This window comes from Paraburkholderia sp. EG304, assembly GCF_046543485.1.
Classification (GTDB): Bacteria; Pseudomonadota; Gammaproteobacteria; order Burkholderiales; family Burkholderiaceae; genus Paraburkholderia; species Paraburkholderia youngii.
Genome location: NZ_JBKGUA010000015.1, coordinates 60,917 through 80,467 on the forward strand (window position 1 = coordinate 60,917; position 19,551 = coordinate 80,467).

General features: G+C 60.3%; 14 protein-coding genes. 5 read left to right on the top strand and 9 right to left on the bottom strand.

Translation table 11 applies throughout. The features are described from left to right. Positions 1-33: 33 nt before the first annotated feature. The 4 genes from ACLFKU_RS19215 to ACLFKU_RS19230 form a co-directional block, all read right to left on the bottom strand. Positions 34-705, bottom strand: a complete 672-nt coding sequence (locus ACLFKU_RS19215) for a response regulator transcription factor (RefSeq protein ID WP_368583170.1) — start codon at positions 703-705, stop codon at positions 34-36. A gap of 53 nt (positions 706-758) precedes the next feature. Beyond that, positions 759-1,142: a response regulator transcription factor gene (locus ACLFKU_RS19220; RefSeq protein WP_368583169.1), complete on the bottom strand. Its 384-nt coding sequence runs from the start codon at positions 1,140-1,142 to the stop codon at positions 759-761. A 105-nt stretch (positions 1,143-1,247) separates the two neighbouring features. Continuing rightward, entirely contained in the window at positions 1,248-2,678 is a 1,431-nt protein-coding gene (locus ACLFKU_RS19225) for an ATP-binding protein (RefSeq protein WP_368583168.1), read from the bottom strand. 262 nt (positions 2,679-2,940) lie between these two features. After that, on the bottom strand, positions 2,941-3,849 hold the full coding sequence (locus tag ACLFKU_RS19230; RefSeq protein ID WP_368583167.1) for a helix-turn-helix domain-containing protein: 909 nt from the start codon (positions 3,847-3,849) through the stop codon (positions 2,941-2,943). 413 nt (positions 3,850-4,262) lie between these two features. On the opposite strand from ACLFKU_RS19230, the gene ACLFKU_RS19235 reads away from it, so the two are divergent. The 5 genes from ACLFKU_RS19235 to katG all read left to right on the top strand — a co-directional run bounded on the left by ACLFKU_RS19235 (position 4,263) and on the right by katG (position 12,975). Next, the gene (locus ACLFKU_RS19235) at positions 4,263-7,118 is read left to right on the top strand and encodes an ATP-binding protein (protein WP_410850137.1); all 2,856 of its coding nucleotides are present in this window, start codon (positions 4,263-4,265) and stop codon (positions 7,116-7,118) included. A gap of 186 nt (positions 7,119-7,304) precedes the next feature. Continuing rightward, entirely contained in the window at positions 7,305-7,940 is a 636-nt protein-coding gene (locus ACLFKU_RS19240; protein ID WP_013092691.1) for a hydrolase, read from the top strand. Between the two features lie 134 nt (positions 7,941-8,074). Beyond that, positions 8,075-9,961 (top strand): amidohydrolase, encoded by a 1,887-nt coding sequence (locus ACLFKU_RS19245; RefSeq protein ID WP_410850138.1) that lies wholly within the window; start codon positions 8,075-8,077, stop codon positions 9,959-9,961. Between the two features lie 44 nt (positions 9,962-10,005). Next, positions 10,006-10,668 carry a phosphohydrolase gene (locus ACLFKU_RS19250; protein ID WP_410850139.1) on the top strand — a complete coding sequence of 221 codons (663 nt, stop codon included), beginning with the start codon at positions 10,006-10,008 and terminating at the stop codon, positions 10,666-10,668. A 48-nt stretch (positions 10,669-10,716) separates the two neighbouring features. Further along, the gene (gene katG / locus ACLFKU_RS19255; RefSeq protein WP_410850140.1) at positions 10,717-12,975 is read left to right on the top strand and encodes a catalase/peroxidase HPI; all 2,259 of its coding nucleotides are present in this window, start codon (positions 10,717-10,719) and stop codon (positions 12,973-12,975) included. Positions 12,976-13,431: 456 nt separating this feature from the next. Here katG and ACLFKU_RS19260 read toward each other — a convergent pair whose 3' ends face one another. From ACLFKU_RS19260 to ACLFKU_RS19280, 5 genes are all read right to left on the bottom strand, one after another. Then, entirely contained in the window at positions 13,432-14,532 is a 1,101-nt protein-coding gene (locus ACLFKU_RS19260) for a hypothetical protein (RefSeq protein ID WP_410850141.1), read from the bottom strand. Then, the gene (locus tag ACLFKU_RS19265; RefSeq protein ID WP_368583212.1) at positions 14,533-15,417 is read right to left on the bottom strand and encodes a polysaccharide deacetylase family protein; all 885 of its coding nucleotides are present in this window, start codon (positions 15,415-15,417) and stop codon (positions 14,533-14,535) included. A 75-nt stretch (positions 15,418-15,492) separates the two neighbouring features. Next, positions 15,493-16,755 carry a SidA/IucD/PvdA family monooxygenase gene (locus ACLFKU_RS19270; protein WP_368583161.1) on the bottom strand — a complete coding sequence of 421 codons (1,263 nt, stop codon included), beginning with the start codon at positions 16,753-16,755 and terminating at the stop codon, positions 15,493-15,495. Continuing rightward, positions 16,755-17,957, bottom strand: a complete 1,203-nt coding sequence (locus ACLFKU_RS19275) for a carboxylate--amine ligase (protein WP_410850142.1) — start codon at positions 17,955-17,957, stop codon at positions 16,755-16,757. Before ACLFKU_RS19275 ends, ACLFKU_RS19270 begins: the two co-directional genes overlap by 1 nt. A 144-nt stretch (positions 17,958-18,101) precedes the next feature. Next, positions 18,102-19,307, bottom strand: a complete 1,206-nt coding sequence (locus ACLFKU_RS19280) for an MraY family glycosyltransferase (protein WP_410850143.1) — start codon at positions 19,305-19,307, stop codon at positions 18,102-18,104. Positions 19,308-19,551: the final 244 nt, after the last annotated feature.

A 19,551-nucleotide genomic window follows, 5' to 3' on the forward strand; every position in this document is an offset into this window, starting at 1 on the left:
GAACGCTCACGCGGCCGTCAGAAGGTCAGAAGGTCAGAACGTCTTTTCCGCGGGCTCGATGCCAAGCGCTTCGGCCATACGAACGAGATCGGGCAATGTTCTCGCCTTCATCTTCTTCATGACCTGGCTGCGATGAACCTTCACCGTGATCTCCTGAAGGTTCAGGGTTGCGGCGATCTGCTTGTTCATCAGGCCGGAAATCACGAGAGTCATCACTTCGCGCTCTCTTGGCGTAAGCGACTGATGAGCACGCGATACGTCGGCGAGCGAACGCTCGCGCTCGAGGCGTTGTTTGTCGATCGCGAACGCGCGCTGGATCGCATCGAGCAGTTCGTGGTCCTCGAACGGCTTGGTCAGAAAGTCCAACGCTCCGCCTTTCATCGCGGTCACCGAGCTTGCGACGTCGCCGTAGCCGGTCATGAAGATCACGGGAATGCCGAGCCCCGCGTTGCCGATCTTCTGCTGCACGGTCAGTCCGTCCTCGTCTTCGAGCCGCATGTCCAGGATCAGGCAGCTCTGCACAGCGGGGCGGGGAAATGCGAGGAACTCGCTGGACGTCGCGAAAGTCTCGACGCGAAGGTCGTACGAGCGCAATAGCGAACTCAGCGAGCGTCGTAGGATTGCGTCGTCGTCGATCACATAAACGATGGATTCGGCGCTTTGCTTCACATGGTCAGTTCGCGCGGCAGATTCGGAAACGCGCATAGTCGTGTTGCCCGAGAGGATGGACCCGTTATCACAGGGCGCCAGAGATCCGCTCACGATGGACTCGCAGCGGAACGTTGGCGCGTTCCGGTTTCATCAATCAACGCCAATATCCTGTCGACCGAAAACGGCTTATGGAAGAAGGCGATTGCCCCTTGCCGGAGCGCTTTGTCGACCACTTCCTCTTCGCCGTGCGACGATATAAAAATGACAGGGATCGACGTTCCACGCTCGATCAGCGCCCGTTGCACGTCGAGGCCGTTCATGCCGCCGAGCTTGAGATCGAGAAGAATGCAGCAGGCTTGCGCCACGGTCTCCGACGCGAGGAAGGCTTCTCCTGACTCGAAACACGTTGCCGTATGACCGGCGGATTTCAGCAAGCCCGCCAGACTTCTACGGATCAACGCATCGTCGTCGACGATGTACACAATGGCCATGAATTATAGAGGTTTGAGCCCATTCAATAGGCGGAAAAAACAACAGCGGGTTTCACTTCGGCGCCATTATCCTATGGACAGTGGTGTTCTTGCGCTCCGGCGGGCTCAGGAAGCGAAATTGGCGGGTGCGTTGTCTTTCGAGGACACGTAGCGGAAACGGAAGGACGGCCACTCGCCGGATTCCATTAGCCGCTCGATCGCGTAGGCTTTCACGACCGGCAACAGCGAATAACTCTTGACCGGACCCTCGGTATGCAAAGTCAGCAATGATTTTTTCGCGAGGCTAAGGACGCTGGTAAGTGCGGCGTCCCGTCCAATGTCCGCGCAGGAAATGACGTCGCAGGCACCCGCGAGATTGAACCTGCGAGGGAATACGGCGAGCCGGCGCAACACCGCGCACTCAGCCTCGCTGAGCAGCGCGTAGCTCCACTCGACCGTTGCGCGTAGCGTCTTTTGACGCGGATGGGCGGTTCTGAGTCCGCCCGAAAGCCACAGTATCGATTTCTCGAGTTCGCGAAGTAGTCCTTGCACGCCGAGTAGCGCGGCCCGCGCGACGGCAAGTTCGATCGCGAGCGGCAAGCCGCCGAGACGCCGGCAAATATCGGCGATCACATTGAGCGTTCCCGGGTCGGCGGGAAAGCGGATTCCGGACGCCTGCGCGTGTTCGAAGAACATCCTGATAGCGCCGCTCGCGAGCATCTCCGCTCCGCCGGCGTTTTCGTCGGGCAGTGTCAATGGCGAGATCGAGTAGACCCGTTCGCCCATTGCGCGCAACGGTTCACGGCTCGTCGTCAGAATGACGGCATGGCCGTTCGATGCCGCGATGCATTCGCATAGCGAGGCTACGGCCTGGAGGACTCTTTCGCAGTGGTCGAATACGAAGACGATTTGCCGGTTGCCCACCGTTTGCACTACATCGGCGATCGTCGGCGCATGGCTGCCTAGAGCGCCGCCAAGCTTCTCGAGTACCGCGAGTAGACACGAGTGCTGGGTGTCGTGCCCGGCGAAGTCGACGTGGCATAGCTCGAAATGGTTGCTGTCGACCCATGCTCTCGCGACACTCAACGCGAGCCGTGTTTTTCCAACGCCGCCCGGGCCGCTTACCGTCACGAACGATCCGCGCTGTAGCATCTCGTACAGCATGTTGGCGTCGTCATCGCGGCCAACGAGCCGCCACGACCGCTGCCTGATGACACTCTCGACCGCCTTTTCGGCGGCAAGCTCCTGACTCGGTGCATGAGGCGCAGCCATATGGGACGGCGTGCGAAGCTGGTAGCCCCGGCCTGGTACAGTGCGAATCCAACCGTCGCCAAAGAGCTTGCGTAGTGCCGAAATATGAACCTGGATGTTGTTCTCGACCACGAACGTGGTGGGCCAGACGAGACGCATGATCTCGTCTTTCGTGACCAGTTTTCCACCGGACCGGATCAGCAGTTCGAGGATATCGAATGCTCGCGCGCCGATCGGCTGAGCCTGACCGTCGCGAAACACCTGTCGTCCGTCGAGGGAGACCGCAACTCGATCAAAAACGTACATGATGCGTCCTCCCTCCAGCAGGCCCGGATGGCGCATCTCGCCAAACCGCGGTGAACTACAGATTTGCGCGTGATCGTGGAAATCACGCTGCTCTCGAACGTCGCACCGAATCGTAGGGTGGCACCGGGAAAGACGCCATTATCTATAGGTATAGAAGACGGCCGGCAATAAGCCGCCTCGGCCGCTCGCCGTTGTTCTGAAGCCCCGTTGAATTCTTCCTGATCGCGCGTCCGGCTCTCCGGTCAGCGGCGCCGATGGCTTCCTAGATCGCGCGATTACGCCACGCTCCGGGCGTTGTGCCGATTAGCCTGACGAACACGCGGCTCAGATGGCTTTGATCTGCAAACCCGCAAATCGCGGCGATTTCCGATAGCGTCATATCGGTCTCTTCCAGGAGTTGGCGCGCCTGTTTCGCGCGTTGTTCCAGCAACCACTGATGTGGCGTGCGGCCGGTGGACTTGGAAAACGCCCGGATGAAATAGCCGCGCGACAGGTTGCATTCGCGCGCAATGTCGGCAATGGAGATATCGCTGCGGTTGCTGTCGAGCAAAAGCTCCTTGGCACGAGCCTCGATGGCGCTGGATAATCCGCGGCTGACGCGCACGTCAGCCGAAGCAAAGTTTCCGTACCGCCTCGCGATATGCGTGCCGAGGCCAAGCCCCACCTGCTCGACGAAAAGTCGGCTGAGCGGGCCTGTCGCTTCGAGACTTGCCGTGAGTGCGCGCGAAAGATGCCCTAATACGGGATCTTTCTGCCCGTTGGCGCAGATTAGGCCCGAGATGCCCGGTGCGTGGTGTTCATTCTCGAGTCGTGTAAAAAACGAGCGGGATAATTCGACGAGGACAAAATCGAAATTGCCGTACATATCCGCTTGATAGTCTTCGGAGAAATCCCGGATGTAGATGGAGTCAAGGTCGAACCGGCTGACGAATGAGCGTGCGCCTCGAAGAATCCTTCTCTGATGACCGTTGCCGAGCGACACCCCTACCAGAAAGCCTCGCTCGTTTGCCGGCATGGCAATGCGACTCAAGTCAGGCTCGGCCATGCACTTGCGGTAGAAGGAGATATCGTTGCCGACCGCTTCGAAGTCTTTGCTGAGCTTACCCGCGACGCAACCCAGATTGTCCTTTGGCAGTTGCGGAACGCTGGCGGGAGATTCGCGCGAAATCATGGGAGGCGAGTAGATAGCAATAAAACCTGGGCAAGATCGTCCGGGAAAACGCGAATCGGGCTCCGTCGAATCCATCAAAAGGGTGACATTTATACCATGACAAAAGCGCCGGCGATCGACGGCCGTGGGGGATTCGGCGTGTCAACGGGTGTTTTGGAGGCGGCCGGTGTACCCGTTCCGAAATGGCGCGCAGATGAGTCGTCGAGATGTGAGCGCTCAAAGACAGGGTTTAGAGTGGATTTTTGTTCAATACGTAGGCTTCGGCGATTGATTACAATTTGTTGGCGAAAATGCAGAGAGCACGGGTACGGACTGGTTTCGAAGCCTATGTGTTTGTTGTTCCCCGGAATGGAAATTCAACCTGATGCAAGTCATCCAGTGCTCAGCCACGACCCTACTGCCTGGAGATGACCATGATTGAGATCGGCACTTTGAGTGTCGATTTCGACCAGCGCGAAATCAGACAGAACGGGCAGCCTGTACGGCTGGGCGCACGCGCGTTTGCGATTCTCGAAGAGTTGTACCGGGCCCGCGGCGCGGTACTCTCCAAGGATGAAATCATGGACGCCGTCTGGCCAGGCGTCATCGTCGAGGAGAATCGCCTTCAGGTTCATATGGCTGCGCTGCGCAAGCTGCTGGGTGCCGATCGCGATCTGATCAAAACGGTACCCGGCCGCGGCTATGTGCTTGTTCGGCCGACCGAGGGCATTCCGGCCCGCGGCACGGACAGTCTTGTAGTCGCTGGGAAGGCAGCGCAAATGCGCGGTGAATTTCCCATCGGACGTGAAGACGAGGTTGCACGAATAATCGAACAGATCGGCTCGACGGCCGTCATCACCTTGGTGGGGGCGGGCGGTATCGGCAAGACCTGCCTCGCTCGCTACGTGGCGAGTGAAATGGAAAGCCGATACGGACGGCACGTATGTTTCGTCGAGCTGTGGAAGGCATCATCGCGCGATACGGTGCTCGCCACGCTGGCCGAAGCGCTTGGCGTGATCATGGGCCCGGACGATACATACGAGGCTGCGATCGCGGCCGCGATCGCAGCGTCCAATTGCCTCGTCATCCTGGACAACGCGGAGCACGTGATCGATGTGGTCGCGAGCCTCGTCGATGCGCTGGTAGCGCGCAACCCTCTGGCGCGTTTTGTGGTGACCAGTCGCGAGCCTCTGCATATCTGGGGTGAAACCGTGCTGCGCCTCGAGCCGCTTGCGGTCCCAGCGAGCGGAGAAATGACCGATGCGATACTCGGTTGCTCGGCCGTCGTACTGTTTCTGCGCCGCGCTTTTATCCTCGCACCCGAGTGTGCGCACGACGAGGCGAGCATTACGCTCGTCGCCGAGATTTGCCGCCGTCTCGGCGGGCTGCCGCTCGCAATCGAACTCGCCGCAGCGCGGGTGGCAACGCTCGGCCTCGAAGGTGTTGCCTCACGGCTCGACGACCGATTGAACCTGCTCACCGGCGGTTTGCGATCCGGGTTGCCGCGCCATCAGACCTTGCGGGCAACCTTCGATTGGAGCTACATGATGCTCGACAGCGCGTCGCAGGCGCTGTTTCGCAGAACCGGCTGCTTTTTCAGCACATTCAGTTTCGAGGCGGTGTGTGCAGTCGCGGCTGAACCTGATATGTCGGTTGCGGTGATCATCTCGAGCCTGTCGGAGCTGGCTACCAAGTCTTTGCTGAACGTCGAGTTTCGCGGGGCCATCGCGTTTTATCGGCTCACCGAAAGTACCCGCGCCTATGCGCTCGAGAAGCTTCGCGACGAAGGCGAGTCCCAGATCATTGCAGCGCGTCACCTGCGCTATATGCGCAGCTATATCGAAGGGAATGGGCCGTTCGTTGCGGGCGGCGACGACGAAGAGCCTGGCGCGAGCCCGCGATTTTCACTGGATGACGCACGCAGCGCATACGACTGGGCTTTTTCCGCGGAAGGCGACCCGGCTCTCGGCGTAGCTCTTGCCAGCGCACTTCTCGGCCGGTTGCTCGGGGCTTCGCATGTCAGAGAGTGCTGCGAGCGGGCGCGACGCGCATTGACTGTGCTGGATGGCCTGCCTGCCGGCGCCGTCGATGCCGAGTGCGAGATGAAATTATGCGCTGCGTATGCGGCGTCCCTGATCCACACCGGCGAGGACGTCGCTCGGGCGCCTTTGTTGTGGGAGCGCGTGCTACGGCTCGCACGCGCGACCGGCAACGACGAATTTGCCATCGATGCGCTTTGGGGGCTGTGGAATACCATGCTGACAACAGGCGACATCCATACCTCGATGCGCTACGCAATGCGGTATCAGCATGCGGTCTCAGGCGGTGATTCACCGTGGCGGCAGTCCCTCGCGGAGCAGATGATTGCGATTTCGTTGCACTACCTGGGCGAACAGGAGCAGGCCGGTGAGCGATTGGAGCAGGCAATCGAATCTATCGCCGGACAGAGCCTGCCGATCTCGGCGGGAACATGGCTGACCATCGACCCGCTGATCTGGGCGACCGGTACCTTGGCACGGATCGCCCTGCTGCAGGGCAAGCCCGAGCGCGCAATGCGGCTCGTTGAACGTTCGTTGGACCGGATTCGCGGCGATATGCTCGAACCGTCGCTCAATCACGTACTCGCACTCATTGCCGTACCCGTCGCGCTCGAATCGGGAGAGCACCAGGCGGCGTCGAATTATCTGGCGTTATTGCGCTCGCAAGCGGCAAGTCACCGACTCGATAACTGGCGGGACTATGCGGAGTATCTTGCCGTCAAGGCAGACGTGATGGCCGGGCGAGACGACAACGTGCTGGAACGGTTGGAGCCCGTACTGCAGCGGCTCGTTGCTCGCGGATTCCAGCGGGTGGTCATGCCAATCTATGTGCTGTATGCGGAATCGCTGGGCCGGGTTGGCCGCATAGAAGAGGCCCGGGTACGGCTGGATGAGGCGCTCGCGTTTGCGAAGGCGAATGGCAATCGCTTTAACGTGCCTGAATTGTCGCGTGTTCGGGGCTGGCTCGAATTGCAGTGTGCCGCACTCGGTGAAGCACCCGCAGCCGAAATCGCACAACGTCGACAGAAAGGGGAACGTCTGCTCAGAGCGGCGATCGAGCAGGCGAATTCCGACGGCGCCCCGCTTTGGGCAATGCGCGCCGAATATCAGCTTGCGGAACAACTGCTCGATCGCGGAGAAGTTGCCGCTGCCAGAGATCTGCTCAGTGAACGGATCAGCCAGATCGACGTCGCATCGAAGGCGCCGGATTTTCAGCGTCTCGTGAGTCTGGCCGAACGTCTTCAGGGGTAGCCGCCCTACTCCCCTTCCTCCCGGACTGACGTCCACTCTTGCGCGCTCGCTTCAGGCGAGCCGAACCTTTCATAACGCTTCAGGTTTTCCCAAGGACTTTAAGGCGCGCGATCCGTAAGCTGCACGCGTTCGATGACCGCTGCGCGCGGCATCGCTTGTCCGTACCTGTCCTTCACTGGAGCAACCATGGCTTTTGAACTGCTGACCCCCGAGAACTGCGCACTCGCGCTGATCGACCACCAGCCGCAGATGTTCTTCGGCACGCACTCGCACGAGCGCACCACCGTCCTGCACAACGTGCAGATCCTCGCGAAGGCCGCCAGGCTGTTCAAGGTGCCGACGGTCCTCACGACGATCGCCGCGGACTCGTTCAGCGGCCACCTGCTGCCCGAAGTGCAGCAGGTGTTCCCGCAGATCAAACCGGTCGATCGCACCTCGATGAACTCGTGGGAAGACGCGGGCTTTCGCGCGGCGATCAAGGCCACGGGCCGCAAGAAGATCGTGATCGCCGGTCTGTGGACGGAAGTGTGCGTGGCATTCCCGACCGTCCAGATGCTCGCGGAAGGCTTCGAGATCTACGTGCCGACCGACGCATGCGGCGACATCACGGAAGAAGCGCACGAGCGCGCGATCCAGCGCGTGATCCAGGCCGGCGCGGTGCCGATGACCTCGCTGCAGTTCATGTGCGAACTGCAACGCGACTGGGCCCGTGGCGAGACCTACGAAGGCTGCATGGACATCTTCAAGGCGCACAGCGCGTACGGCATCGGCGTGCGCTACGCGAAGCAGATCCTCGGCGAACACGCGAGCGAAGCAGCCTGACCTTGAAGCTGGGCCGCAGTCGAGCGAAGCGATGCGGGGCGAGCGTCGTTTCGCACGCTCGCCCGCATCTCACACCCTTTGCGCCGTCATGAGGCGCAAAGGGCAAATCGAATAGAGCACATAGGAGGGCGTCGATGAGCGCACCCAATCAACCTGTCCGCATCGCCGACCTGGTGATCTACAACGGCAAGATTGCGACCCAGGACGAGCGTCGTTCGTTCGTCACGGCGCTGGCCGTCGCTGACGGCAAGATCGTGGCGACCGGCAGTGAGCGCGATGTCATGCAATGGGCGCGTGACGATGCGCGCCGTATCGATCTGAACGGCCGCACCGTGATTCCGGGTCTGAACGACTCGCATCTGCACGTGATTCGCGGCGGCCTGAACTTCAACATGGAATTGCGCTGGGACGGAGTCCCGTCGCTTGCCGACGCGCTCGAGATGTTGCGCGCGCAAGTCGCGCGCACGCCGGCGCCGCAATGGGTGCGCGTGGTCGGCGGCTGGAACGAATTTCAGTTTGCGGAAAAGCGCGGTCCCACGCTCGATGAAATCAACGCGATCGCACCTGACACGCCGGTTTTCATTCTGCATCTGTATGACAGCGCGCTGCTCAACGCGGCGGCGCTGCGTGCGGTCGGCTACACGCGCGACACGCCGAATCCTCCCGGCGGCGAGATCCAGCGCGACCGGCGCGGCAATCCCACCGGCATGCTGATCGCGCGCCCGAATGCGGGCCTGCTCTACGCGACGCTCGCGAAGGGGCCGAAGCTGCCCTTCGACGACCAGATGAATTCATCACGCCAGTTCATGCGCGAACTCAACCGCCTCGGCGTGACGAGCGCGATCGACGCGGGCGGCGGCTATCAGGCCTACCCCGACGACTACGCGGTCATCATGGAACTCGCGAAGCGCGATCAGCTCACCGTGCGTATCGCCTACAACCTGTTCACGCAGAACGCGAAGCGCGAGATCGAGGACTTCGCGAAGTGGGTGAAAGCCACCCGTCCCGGCGACGGCGACGACTTCCTGAAGGTCAACGGCGCGGGCGAAATGCTGGTGTTCTCGGCGGCGGACTTCGAAGACTTTCTCGAGCCGCGTCCCGACCTGCCGGAAGGCATGGAGAAGGAACTCGAAGAGGTCGTGCGCCTGCTGGTGCGCAACCGCTGGCCGTGGCGTCTGCACGCGACCTACGACGAGTCGATCGAGCGCTTCCTGAACGTGTTCGAGCGCGTGAACGCCGACACGCCGTTCGACGGCCTGCGCTGGTTCTTCGACCACTGCGAGACGATTTCGGAGCGCAACATCGAGCGCATCGCGGCGCTCGGAGGCGGCATCGCCATCCAGCATCGGATGGCGTATCAGGGCGAGTACTTCATCGCGCGTTACGGCGCCGGGGCCGCGGCGCACACACCGCCCGTGCGCAAGATGCTCGAAGCCGGGTTGCCTGTCGGCGCGGGCACCGACGCGACCCGCGTGGCGAGCTTCAACCCGTTCGTGTCGCTGTACTGGCTCGTGTCCGGGCGCACCGTGGGCGGCACGCCGATGTACGCGCAGCGCGACCGTCTCGAACGCATGGAAGCGTTGCGCCGCTACACGGTGGGCAGCGCGTGGTTCTCCAACGACGAAACGAAGAAGGGCGCGCTGGTACCCGGCCAATACGCCGACTTCGCGGTCCTGAGCGACGACTTCTTCACGATCGACGAAGAGTCGATCAAACATCTCGAGTCGGTGCTGACGGTCGTGAACGGCCGCGTCGTGTATGCCGACGCGGAGTTCGACTCGCTGAATCCACCTGCGCTGCCGGTGAGTCCCGTCTGGTCGCCGGTCGCGGAGTTCGGTGGCTATGCGCGCTACAAGCCTGTCGTGACGAACGCCGTGCTCACGCAGTCGTGCACCGACGCGTGCGTGAACCTTTGCGGCGTGCACAACCATGCGCACGGTTGGGCATGGCGCAGCAATGTGCCGGCCGGCGACGCCAACTCATTCTGGGGCGCGCTCGGCTGTAGCTGCTTCGCGTTCTGAGCGGACCGCGCGCGACATCTCATATCGACGCAAAGGAAATGGACATGCGACCACGCTCATCCGGAGCGGACGCAAATATCGTGGGTATCCGCATTCCGCGCACATCGGTGGCGCTCGTCGCTGCCGAGAGCGCTCATGCAGCGCTGCCGGCCGTGTTGCTCGGCCATGCGCACCGGGTGTTCGTCTTCGCGGCGCTGAACGCCCGTCGAGTCGGCATCGTGTGCGATATGGATGCGCTCTACGTGAGTTCGATGTACGCGAACATGGGACTGAGCGCGGCGTATGCCCATTCGACCGCGCGCTATGAATTGGACGGCGCCGATGCGGCGCGTCGGCTTCTGCGTCATCACGGCGCGAGCATTCACGCACAGGACGATGCGTGGAACGCCATCGCGCTGCACACATCGCCGTGCATCCCGGAGCGCGTGTCGCCACTCGCGAAGGTGCTGGCAGCCGCGGTATGTACGGATCTCGTCGCAGCGCATTTCGAAACCCACACGGATGGGGAGCGCGCGGGAGTGCTGGCCGCTTATCCGCGCGGCAAGCACTTCAGGCAGGAGATCATCGGTGCGATCGGGCGTGGCGTTGCTCACCGTCCGCAGACGACCTTCGGTACGCGCAGCGCTGACATTCTCGATCGCCTCGATCCGGAATATTGCAGGAGCAATTTCTGCGGGCAGATTCTCGGCTCACGGTGGCAGGACTAGCAGGCGCTGCGCGGCCGTCAAAACCAATCAACCAAAGCAGGAAGATTCATGACGAACAAAGGCAAGTGTCCGTTCAATCACGCCGCTGGCGGTGGTACGACCAACCGCGACTGGTGGCCCAAGCAGCTTCGGCTCGATCTATTGAGCCAGCATTCGCACAAATCCAATCCTCTCGACCCCGGCTTCAACTACGCCGAAGCCTTCAAGACGCTCGACCTCGCGGCGCTAAAGAAGGACCTCGCCGCGCTGATGACCGACTCGCAGGACTGGTGGCCGGCCGACTTCGGCCACTACGGACCGCTGTTCGTCCGCATGGCGTGGCATAGCGCAGGCACGTATCGCACGAGCGACGGTCGCGGCGGTAGCGGCCGCGGACAGCAACGCTTCGCGCCGCTGAACAGCTGGCCCGACAACGTAAACCTCGACAAGGCCCGGCGCCTCCTTTGGCCCGTCAAGCAGAAGTACGGCCAGAAGATTTCGTGGGCCGATCTGCTGATCCTTACCGGGAACGTCGCGCTGGAGACCATGGGTTTCAAGACCTTCGGTTTCGCCGGCGGCCGCGAGGACACATGGGAACCCGATCAGGACGTGTACTGGGGCAACGAAAAGACATGGCTGAACGGCGACGTGCGCTATGGCAAGGGCGCGCCTGCCAATGACGATGAACGCGTGGTCGTGGCCGCCACGGCGTTGCGCGACCAGGAAACGAGCCATACCGACAGCGACCGCGATCTCGAGAATCCGCTCGCGGCGGTGCAGATGGGGCTCATCTACGTGAACCCGGAAGGTCCGGATGGCAACCCCGATCCTGTCGCGGCCGCGCGCGACATTCGGGAAACCTTCGCTCGGATGGCCATGAACGACGAGGAAACCGTCGCGTTGATCGCGGGTGGCCATACGTTCGGCAAGACGCACGGCGCGGGCCCTGCCAGTAACGTCGGGTCCGAGCCCGAAGCCGCCGGTCTGGAGAACATGGGGCTCGGCTGGAACAGCAGCTTCGGAACCGGCGTGGGTGCCGACGCGATCTCGAGCGGACTCGAAGTCACCTGGACCAGCACGCCGACCCAATGGGGCACAGGCTTCTTCCACAACCTTTTCGCTTACGAATGGGAACTGACGAAGAGTCCGGCCGGCGCGCACCAATGGGTTGCAAAAAACGCGGAGGAAACGATTCCTCACGCGCACGACGCCTCGAAGAAGCTCAAGCCGACGATGCTGACGACCGATCTGTCGCTTCGCTTCGACCCGGCCTACGAGAAGATCTCGCGGCGCCTCATGGCGCATCCCGATGAGTTTGCCGATGCATTCGCGCGTGCCTGGTTCAAGCTGACGCACCGCGATATGGGGCCGCGCGCCCGCTACCTCGGTCCGGAAGTGCCTGCCGAGGAATTGATCTGGCAAGACCCGATTCCGGCCGTCGATCACCCGCTCGTTGCAGAACAGGACGTCGTCTCGCTGAAGCGAAGGATTCTCGACTCGGGGCTGTCGATTGCTGAACTCGTACAGACCGCGTGGGCTTCGGCGTCGACGTTCCGTGGATCGGACAAGCGCGGCGGCGCCAACGGTGCGCGCATCCGCCTCGCTCCGCAAAAGGATTGGGCTGTGAACGAGCCCGCGAAACTCGCGAAGGTGCTCGGGACGCTCGAAGGCATTCAGGCCGGGTTCAACCGTTCACAGTCGAACGGAAAGAAGATTTCGCTCGCTGATCTGATCGTGCTCGCGGGCGGTGTCGGCATCGAGGAAGCCGCGAAAAAGGCGGGTCACGAAATCACGGTGCCATTCGCGGTGGGTCGCATGGACGCGTCGCAGGAGCAGACTGACGTCGAATCTGTCGGCATGCTCGAACCGCTCGCCGATGGGTTCCGCAACTTCGTGAAAAGCAGCTACCGTGTGCCGGCTGAGGTACTGCTCGTCGACAAGGCGCAACAGCTCACGCTCACGGCGCCCGAAATGACGGTACTGGTGGGCGGCCTGCGCGTGCTGGGCGTCCAGGCTGGCGGCGAAGCGCGCGGCGTCTTCACGGATCGTCCGGGCGCACTGACGACCGATTTTTTCCGCAACCTGCTCGACATGGACACGCAGTGGAAGCCGCTGACGGTTGCCAGCGACGTGTTCCAGGGGAGTGAGCGCAAGAGCGGCAAGGCGAAATGGATCGGCACGCGCGTGGACCTCGTGTTCGGCGCGAACTCCGTTCTGCGCGCGCTGAGTGAGGTCTATGCGAGCGAGGATGGACAGCAGAAGTTCGTGCGCGACTTCGTCGCTGCGTGGGTCAAGGTGATGAATCTGGACCGCTTCGAGGCCGTTTGACGATGGAGCGCTGTCGGACCCTGTGGGTTCGGCAGCACGGCGCGTAGATCACGGTTGGCGTGCGTCGTGATCAAGCTGAGCGGGGGACTTCAGGTTGGCGTGCGGAGGTAGGTGCAGCGCATATGCGGCTCGCTAGCCGCGGCCGTTGTGATCCGCCGCTTTCTGCTGGCTTTCAATATTTGCCTCTCGATCGGCGCTACTCGAGGAGCGCAAGCGCCGCTGGCGGAGCCGGCCATTCTTCGACGTATCCGAAAACAGGACGTCCGCGACGGCTCTGAGAGCAAGGTAGACCACGAATAGAAACGCGATCGTACCGATTATTCGTATAAGAGTCGTCATCTTGAACCTCACTTAAGTAACGCGACCTCAGTTGGCTCGATTGAAAAACCGATCCATCAGTCGGGATTCCCAACTCCCGGCCGCGCACCTCCGTTCAATGCAGCACAGTTGCGCTTGTTACTGAACGACTTTGCATCCTCTCACGCAGGTGTTTTGCCGATACTGTGCGGCGCCGCCGCTCGCCTTTTGCCATATGATACTTGGCCGTATTGCGAACGAATAGTACGCCTTTTTGCTAACTCCCATTACGGTGTTGTAACGCACGATGTTGGTCGAGTAGTCTGCGTCGCCGGCCGTGCCACCCGTCAGCAGCACCGACGCGCCCATATCGGGCGCTCCATAGCCGTGAATTGCCCTCACGTCGTTGTATTCGATCACGTTATCGCCGCCCAGTTGCTGCGCATTGTCGTTCTCGACACCTACCGCGCAATCTATCAGAACATTATGTCCAATGTATCCGTGCCGATGCGCGACGAATACGGCGCCATAGTATCCGCAGCTCTCGAAACGGTTATACGCAATGACGTCGCCGCTGCCGCCGTCCACTTCCCCGTAGGTCTGAAACATCGCCTGGCCAAAAAATCGCTTGAAGGTGTTGCCGACAAGCGTGAAGTCGCTGACCCTGTCCCGCGTCTCGACGGGAATGTTGTAGTGCAGCGCATCGTCGTCGAGAATAAAACGTGGAGCAGCGGAATTGGTTCCTTCGAATACGCAATTGGCGATGCTGTCGCCAGTCAGCGTTTTCCCGTCCGGTGCGACGACGGAAAACATGCTGAATACCGGCCTGGTCTGCCTGAGCGTCGTGCCTTTCGCACATTCCATGTGCCGATGGCTGACCGTAATTTTGACCGTGTGGTCGATCACGCAGGTCCCAGCCGGCACCCGTACGTCGCCGGCATCCAGCGCGGCCTGAAACGCTGACGAATCGTCCGACACGCCATCGCACTTCGCACCAAAGTCAAACGGATTCACTGGGTCAACGAGGGCTGGTGTGACGATAGTGCGCGCAGCCGGGGGCGCACCCAGCAGATCGCTGGCTGGCGGCTCGCTGACTGCCGCATCGCCGCGATCCGCGAGTAGCCGCAATGACTGCGCTGCAATGAGCCCGGTGACCAACAGGCCGCAGACCCAGTAAGCGAACCTCATGAAAGTTGACTCCAGCGTTCGTTTAATAGCCGCAACCAGGTTACAGCCGGACGGACATTCGGCCTCCGCCAACTAGAACTGCGGAAAGCGTCCATCCCACGAGCCACCTCGCAAGTAGCGCAGAAAAACCGGGATGCCTGTCAATTGGGCGGCGAACCAGGTGGGTGACGCGTCGTCGGTAATGATGATCGTGCGCAAACGGTAAGGGTCGGTTTGGCTATCGTTCCAGCCAACGTCGCAGGTGCGCGCGGTCTTGAATCCCGCCGCCTTCACGTATTCGATCTCCCGCGCGCCGTAGTTGCCGTTCGGATACGCGAAGTGAGTGCACTCGCTATTCAGTAAAGCTCCAACCTCGTGCCGCGAACCCGCGATTTCTTCCTCACATTCGGATGCCTCACAGCGCGTCAATATCGGATGAAACCGCGTGTGCGCCTGAAAGTCCACGTAAGGTTTCATCGTTTGGATCTGCTCATGGGTCAGTCCCGACGGCATGTCTTCACCGTCCTGCGCGAATCCTCTCACCTCGAGTTCGGCCAGCCGGCGCGAATTCCCTAGTCGCTTCAGCCGCTCGATACCGGCCTGTTCCGCTGACGGATGCAACCACCAATGCCTGCGCCGGCGCGCGACGATTCGACTGCATAGGAAAATGGTCGGGCGAACCTTATGTTTTATGAAAACCGGCAGAAGATCAGCATTACCTGCGTGGCCATCGTCAAAAGTAACGACTGCACGAGGTCGGCCTTTGCTGGGCTCATTGAGAGCCGCGAGCGGAATCACATCGCAGATCTTCCGCAAATGGGTCAAATGGACATCGAGCGTTGCAGGGTCCGGATCGTGATACAGCAGGATCGCGACTCTGTCACGCCATAGCAAAGTTCGCGTTAGCCACGTCATACCGGAAAAGGACAAGCAGCGAGCCATGATTTCTTTCACGGCGCTGTTTCGCTGGGGAATCATCATTGGGCACACTCACTGAGTAGACAGTTGGCGTATCGATGAACCTGAGCTCGACACGATCCGCATGGATGGCGTTTAATGGTCTGCCTGATTCGGAATTGCTTCCGTGGTTGCTGCGGCGGGCGTCGTTCGCGGCGCGGGGCTATCGTGCCGATAACGCTTCAGGATATGCCGTGCAACCTGCGGCGCAGCGTATTTCGCTCCGTAGATGAATCGCATCACAGGACCAAAGCTGTATGCGGATGCGGGTCCAATCACATAGAGACCGCGAACACCGGTCTCGAAATGGCGCGTAAGCTCCGGCACACCGTCTTGAAGGGACATCGACTGGACGATTTCCGTTGAAAGAAACGCATGTCGACTGAGGTCGGTCTTGAACCCGGTCGCCGCGATCACGTGGTCGGCCTCTAATTGCGATTGCTGGTCTTTCATGGAGACCTGCAGGACGATGCGATTTCCATCAATGGCCGCGTGACGTATCTGGCTGCCGACCGTCACGTCCACCTGGTCGACGACGCGATCGCGCAGCCACCAGGCGCCAGACGGGCCCCACGTGGAATTTACGACCTGCTTCCGGCGCTGTGCGCCAAATGCGCGAAACACGAACGGCCATTCCGCGATGATATGGGCGCGCCAACCCGGGCCGATTCGCCCATCCGGCCTGATCAGCCTCGATATAAGGCTCCGGTTGTTCTGTGGTTTGTTGTTCCACGTCACGACAGGTTCACGCGCGAGCACGCGGATGCGACCACCGTTTTCGTTCATGAGCGCGGCGAGGCCGAGTGCCGACTGTCCGCCACCCACGATAACGATATCCTTTCCTCGCACCCAATCGAGGTTTCCGTACTCGCAGGAATGGGAGACGAATTCTCGTGGCAGCCCTTGCAGAACCGGGGGCGTCTTTTCGAAACCCTTGAGCCCCAGCGCAAGCACCACGCGGCGCGCGACGATGGAAGTGCCGTCACTCAGCGCCAGACGGAACATCCCGTCCACGCGGCGCATATCGACGACATCGACCTGCTTTAAATCGTCGACGAGCTGTTGTTGAAACCACAGTCCGTAATCAATAAATGTTTCGCGTGTCAGATGCATGCCGATCGGCTGGTAGCGGATGCCCCTCAGCGCGCAATAGTCCTGAAGCGCATAACCGCGCTGCGGTGCATAGAGACTCGTGGACCAGCCGTCGGAGCGCATCAGCATGCCCGGTGGCGCGAAGTTTCTCCAGCCTTCCATAGGCGTGCCTAATACCTGGTGAGGCACGCCCGCCGCATCCAGGTGAGCCGCGAGAGACAAGCCATAAGGTCCTGCACCAATGATTGCGGTATCGGTCGTTGCCATTAGTTCCTCCCACTTAACAGATTTTCGGGTCGATTTGTGATCACATCTCTCTGCATCATCTGCCGCAGTCGGCGCAACGGATTTCCCATGCAGTACTGTCTCAAAGCGGGAAACGGGTCCTCGGTGCGAAAATAGCCGTCCACGATCTCCGTGATGCCCGTCAGCAGTTGAGGTGGCGGCTTGTCGGCGATTGACGCCCGCCACGCGACGCTCACACGGTTTGCAGTGGCCGTTGTCACAGGTAGTCCTAGCTCGTGCTGGTAGGCCGCGACTGGGATATTCGTCCCGCACAAGGTAGCGATTTCTTCCTGCCAGTCCGTTCTTCCAACGGTGGGTTCGATCATCACGAACTTCCGGCGATGATCGTCCCACTTGTATTCCATGCTGCCCATGCCGGCCATGCTCGCGCATTCCGCGAAAGCCAACGTGATGGGCTCGAGTACTTTGTGCGCGTCGGGCGCGGCAACACATACCGCTGTGCTACCTACGTTGCGGGGATAGCAGGAGAGCTTGCGGCCGGTGAAGGTTGCGATTGGCTGTCCATCCGCACCACGATAAAAGAGCGTGAAATAGATGTTGCTATCCGCCCCTTCGATCCATTCCTGCACCACGATTCCTCCCGGAGTCTCGAGCATGACGGCTGCTTGCTCGCGGGCCTCTTTTAGCGTTTCGATGCGAAGCGCGCGTTCCTTTTTTCCGCTTAATGCGCTTCGCTTGTCATCGGGTTTCATCACACATGGGAATTGCAGCATACCCAGCAGTGCCATATCGGAGACACTTTCAAGAACGACGGTACGCGGAACCTCAAAATCGTTGACTTGTGCGAACACGTGGAAACTCGCCTTACTGCTCAGAAGCTTTACCTTCTCGTCGGTCGGAATCCGAACACGAAACCACTTCGATATTTCGTCGATGTTTTCTGAAACAGCATGAACCGCTGGTTCGGCCGTCAACATCAGAACCGGCGGCTCGCTCATTCTTCTGCCTATTTCAATCATGTCGTCGATGAATTCTCTTCCTTCGAGATTTCTGATTAGCCGGCCCTGCGTGTGGCGAGACCAGAAGGCAGCTCTACTTTCCATGTCGACAGTCAAGGTCCGAATACCGTGCCGGGCGAGCGACCTTACGACGCCAAGGCCGTTCAATTCGCCGCCAACGACAACTGCGCTGACGTTTGCACTGCGTGAATCCATACGCGCCATAATCGCTCCGGGTACGATTGCCTACAGAAAAAAATGACTAGGTCATTCGCACATTCGGCTTTGCACGATGAGGAGTGCACAGCCGACTGCAATGAGAATTTTTTGATGGAAGACTGGTCCGCTCTGTCCAGTTGATATGCGAATTTATTCTGCCTGGGATGGCTGCTCAGCGGGGTGATTAGCCGGTGTTTCGCTTGGAGCGGGCAACGAATCGCGCGGCATGTAAATCACGAGCCAGCGCGGTGCCCTGAATTTGACGATCGATACATACAGCCAGACGTAGACCGCCATGAAGGTTATCGCGGTCGCAAAGAGCGCTACTTCGTTATTCCAAAGGAACGTCGCCGGCACGATGCTGATGAGGCTAATCGTCCAAAGATATGGCGACGTTCTCGCGTTGCGCCTCGTGCGCTGGCGTGTCGTTTCGGGATGAGCTGCGCGGCGCACCATCCGCCTGAAGATCAACGTGTGCAAATGGATGCCGTCAGGCTCGCCTGCCGCGCAGCCGCGCACAATGCGCCGCCGGTAGATCGTGAAGACGGTTTCGAAGATCGGATAAATCGTCACGACGACAGCGTACCAGGCGGAGACATTCGGATGACGCGCTATAAGGAGAACGACGAGTTCGGCAATCGTAAAGCCGATGAAGTAGGCACCCCCGTCGCCGAGGAAGATCGCCGCGGATGGGTAGTTCCACACGAGGAAGCCCAGGATGGCGCCGATCATCGTCAGGGACACGCTGAGAATCAGCCAGTCGTCGACCTGATGTGCGACGAAACCAATCGAGGCCAGCATCAGAACTGCCACTCCACCGGCCAATCCGTTGAAGCCGTCGATTAGATTAAACGCGTTGGTCAAGCCGGACACCATGAGCAAAGTGAGGCCCAGCGCGATCGGCGAATAGACAAGAAGGGAATCTATCAGTGGAAGATCCACACGATCGACGACGGCCCCTAGCGCAAGATCGCCAATTGCCGCAGAAACGATTGCACATAGCAATCGCGCCGCTGGACTTACCTGCTTGGTGAAGTCCTCGATGATACCGCCGAGAAAAACTGGCAATGCGCATAGAAGCAATTTAAAAACCTCCATGCGCGGATTACTGCCGAGCAATGCGCCGAGCGCTAGTGTTAGCGCGACCGCGAGCGCGACCGCGATCCCACCCACACGGGGCACCGCCGTAGCGTGCATCTTTTGCACGCCATCGAGTTGGTTGTCGAGACCAATGCCGCCACCTAGCCGAGCGCTTTTGACGACGATAAAAGTAATCAGAAAGCACACTAATAGGCCAAATATTAAGTTCGGCATCTCTCTCGCCTCGATGGTGTTGACCTGATGACTGTCTCTCACACACAAAACGCGAATTCCTCGACGATTAAAGCCATTTTGTGGCGAGCAGTCTTTTTATTAGTCCGGCATTTGCTACCGACGGGTACAAAAGGTACGGGAAAAAGGTACCCATCAATGTTCGTTTCCATACACAAACGGGACCGGCCCACTGGTACGTTCTACCGAAACGATTTTGGCTACCGTAGGCCTGCTGCGCGGCTGATCTGATGCTTCACAACGGACGGAGTGTTTCTGCGCGAAGCAG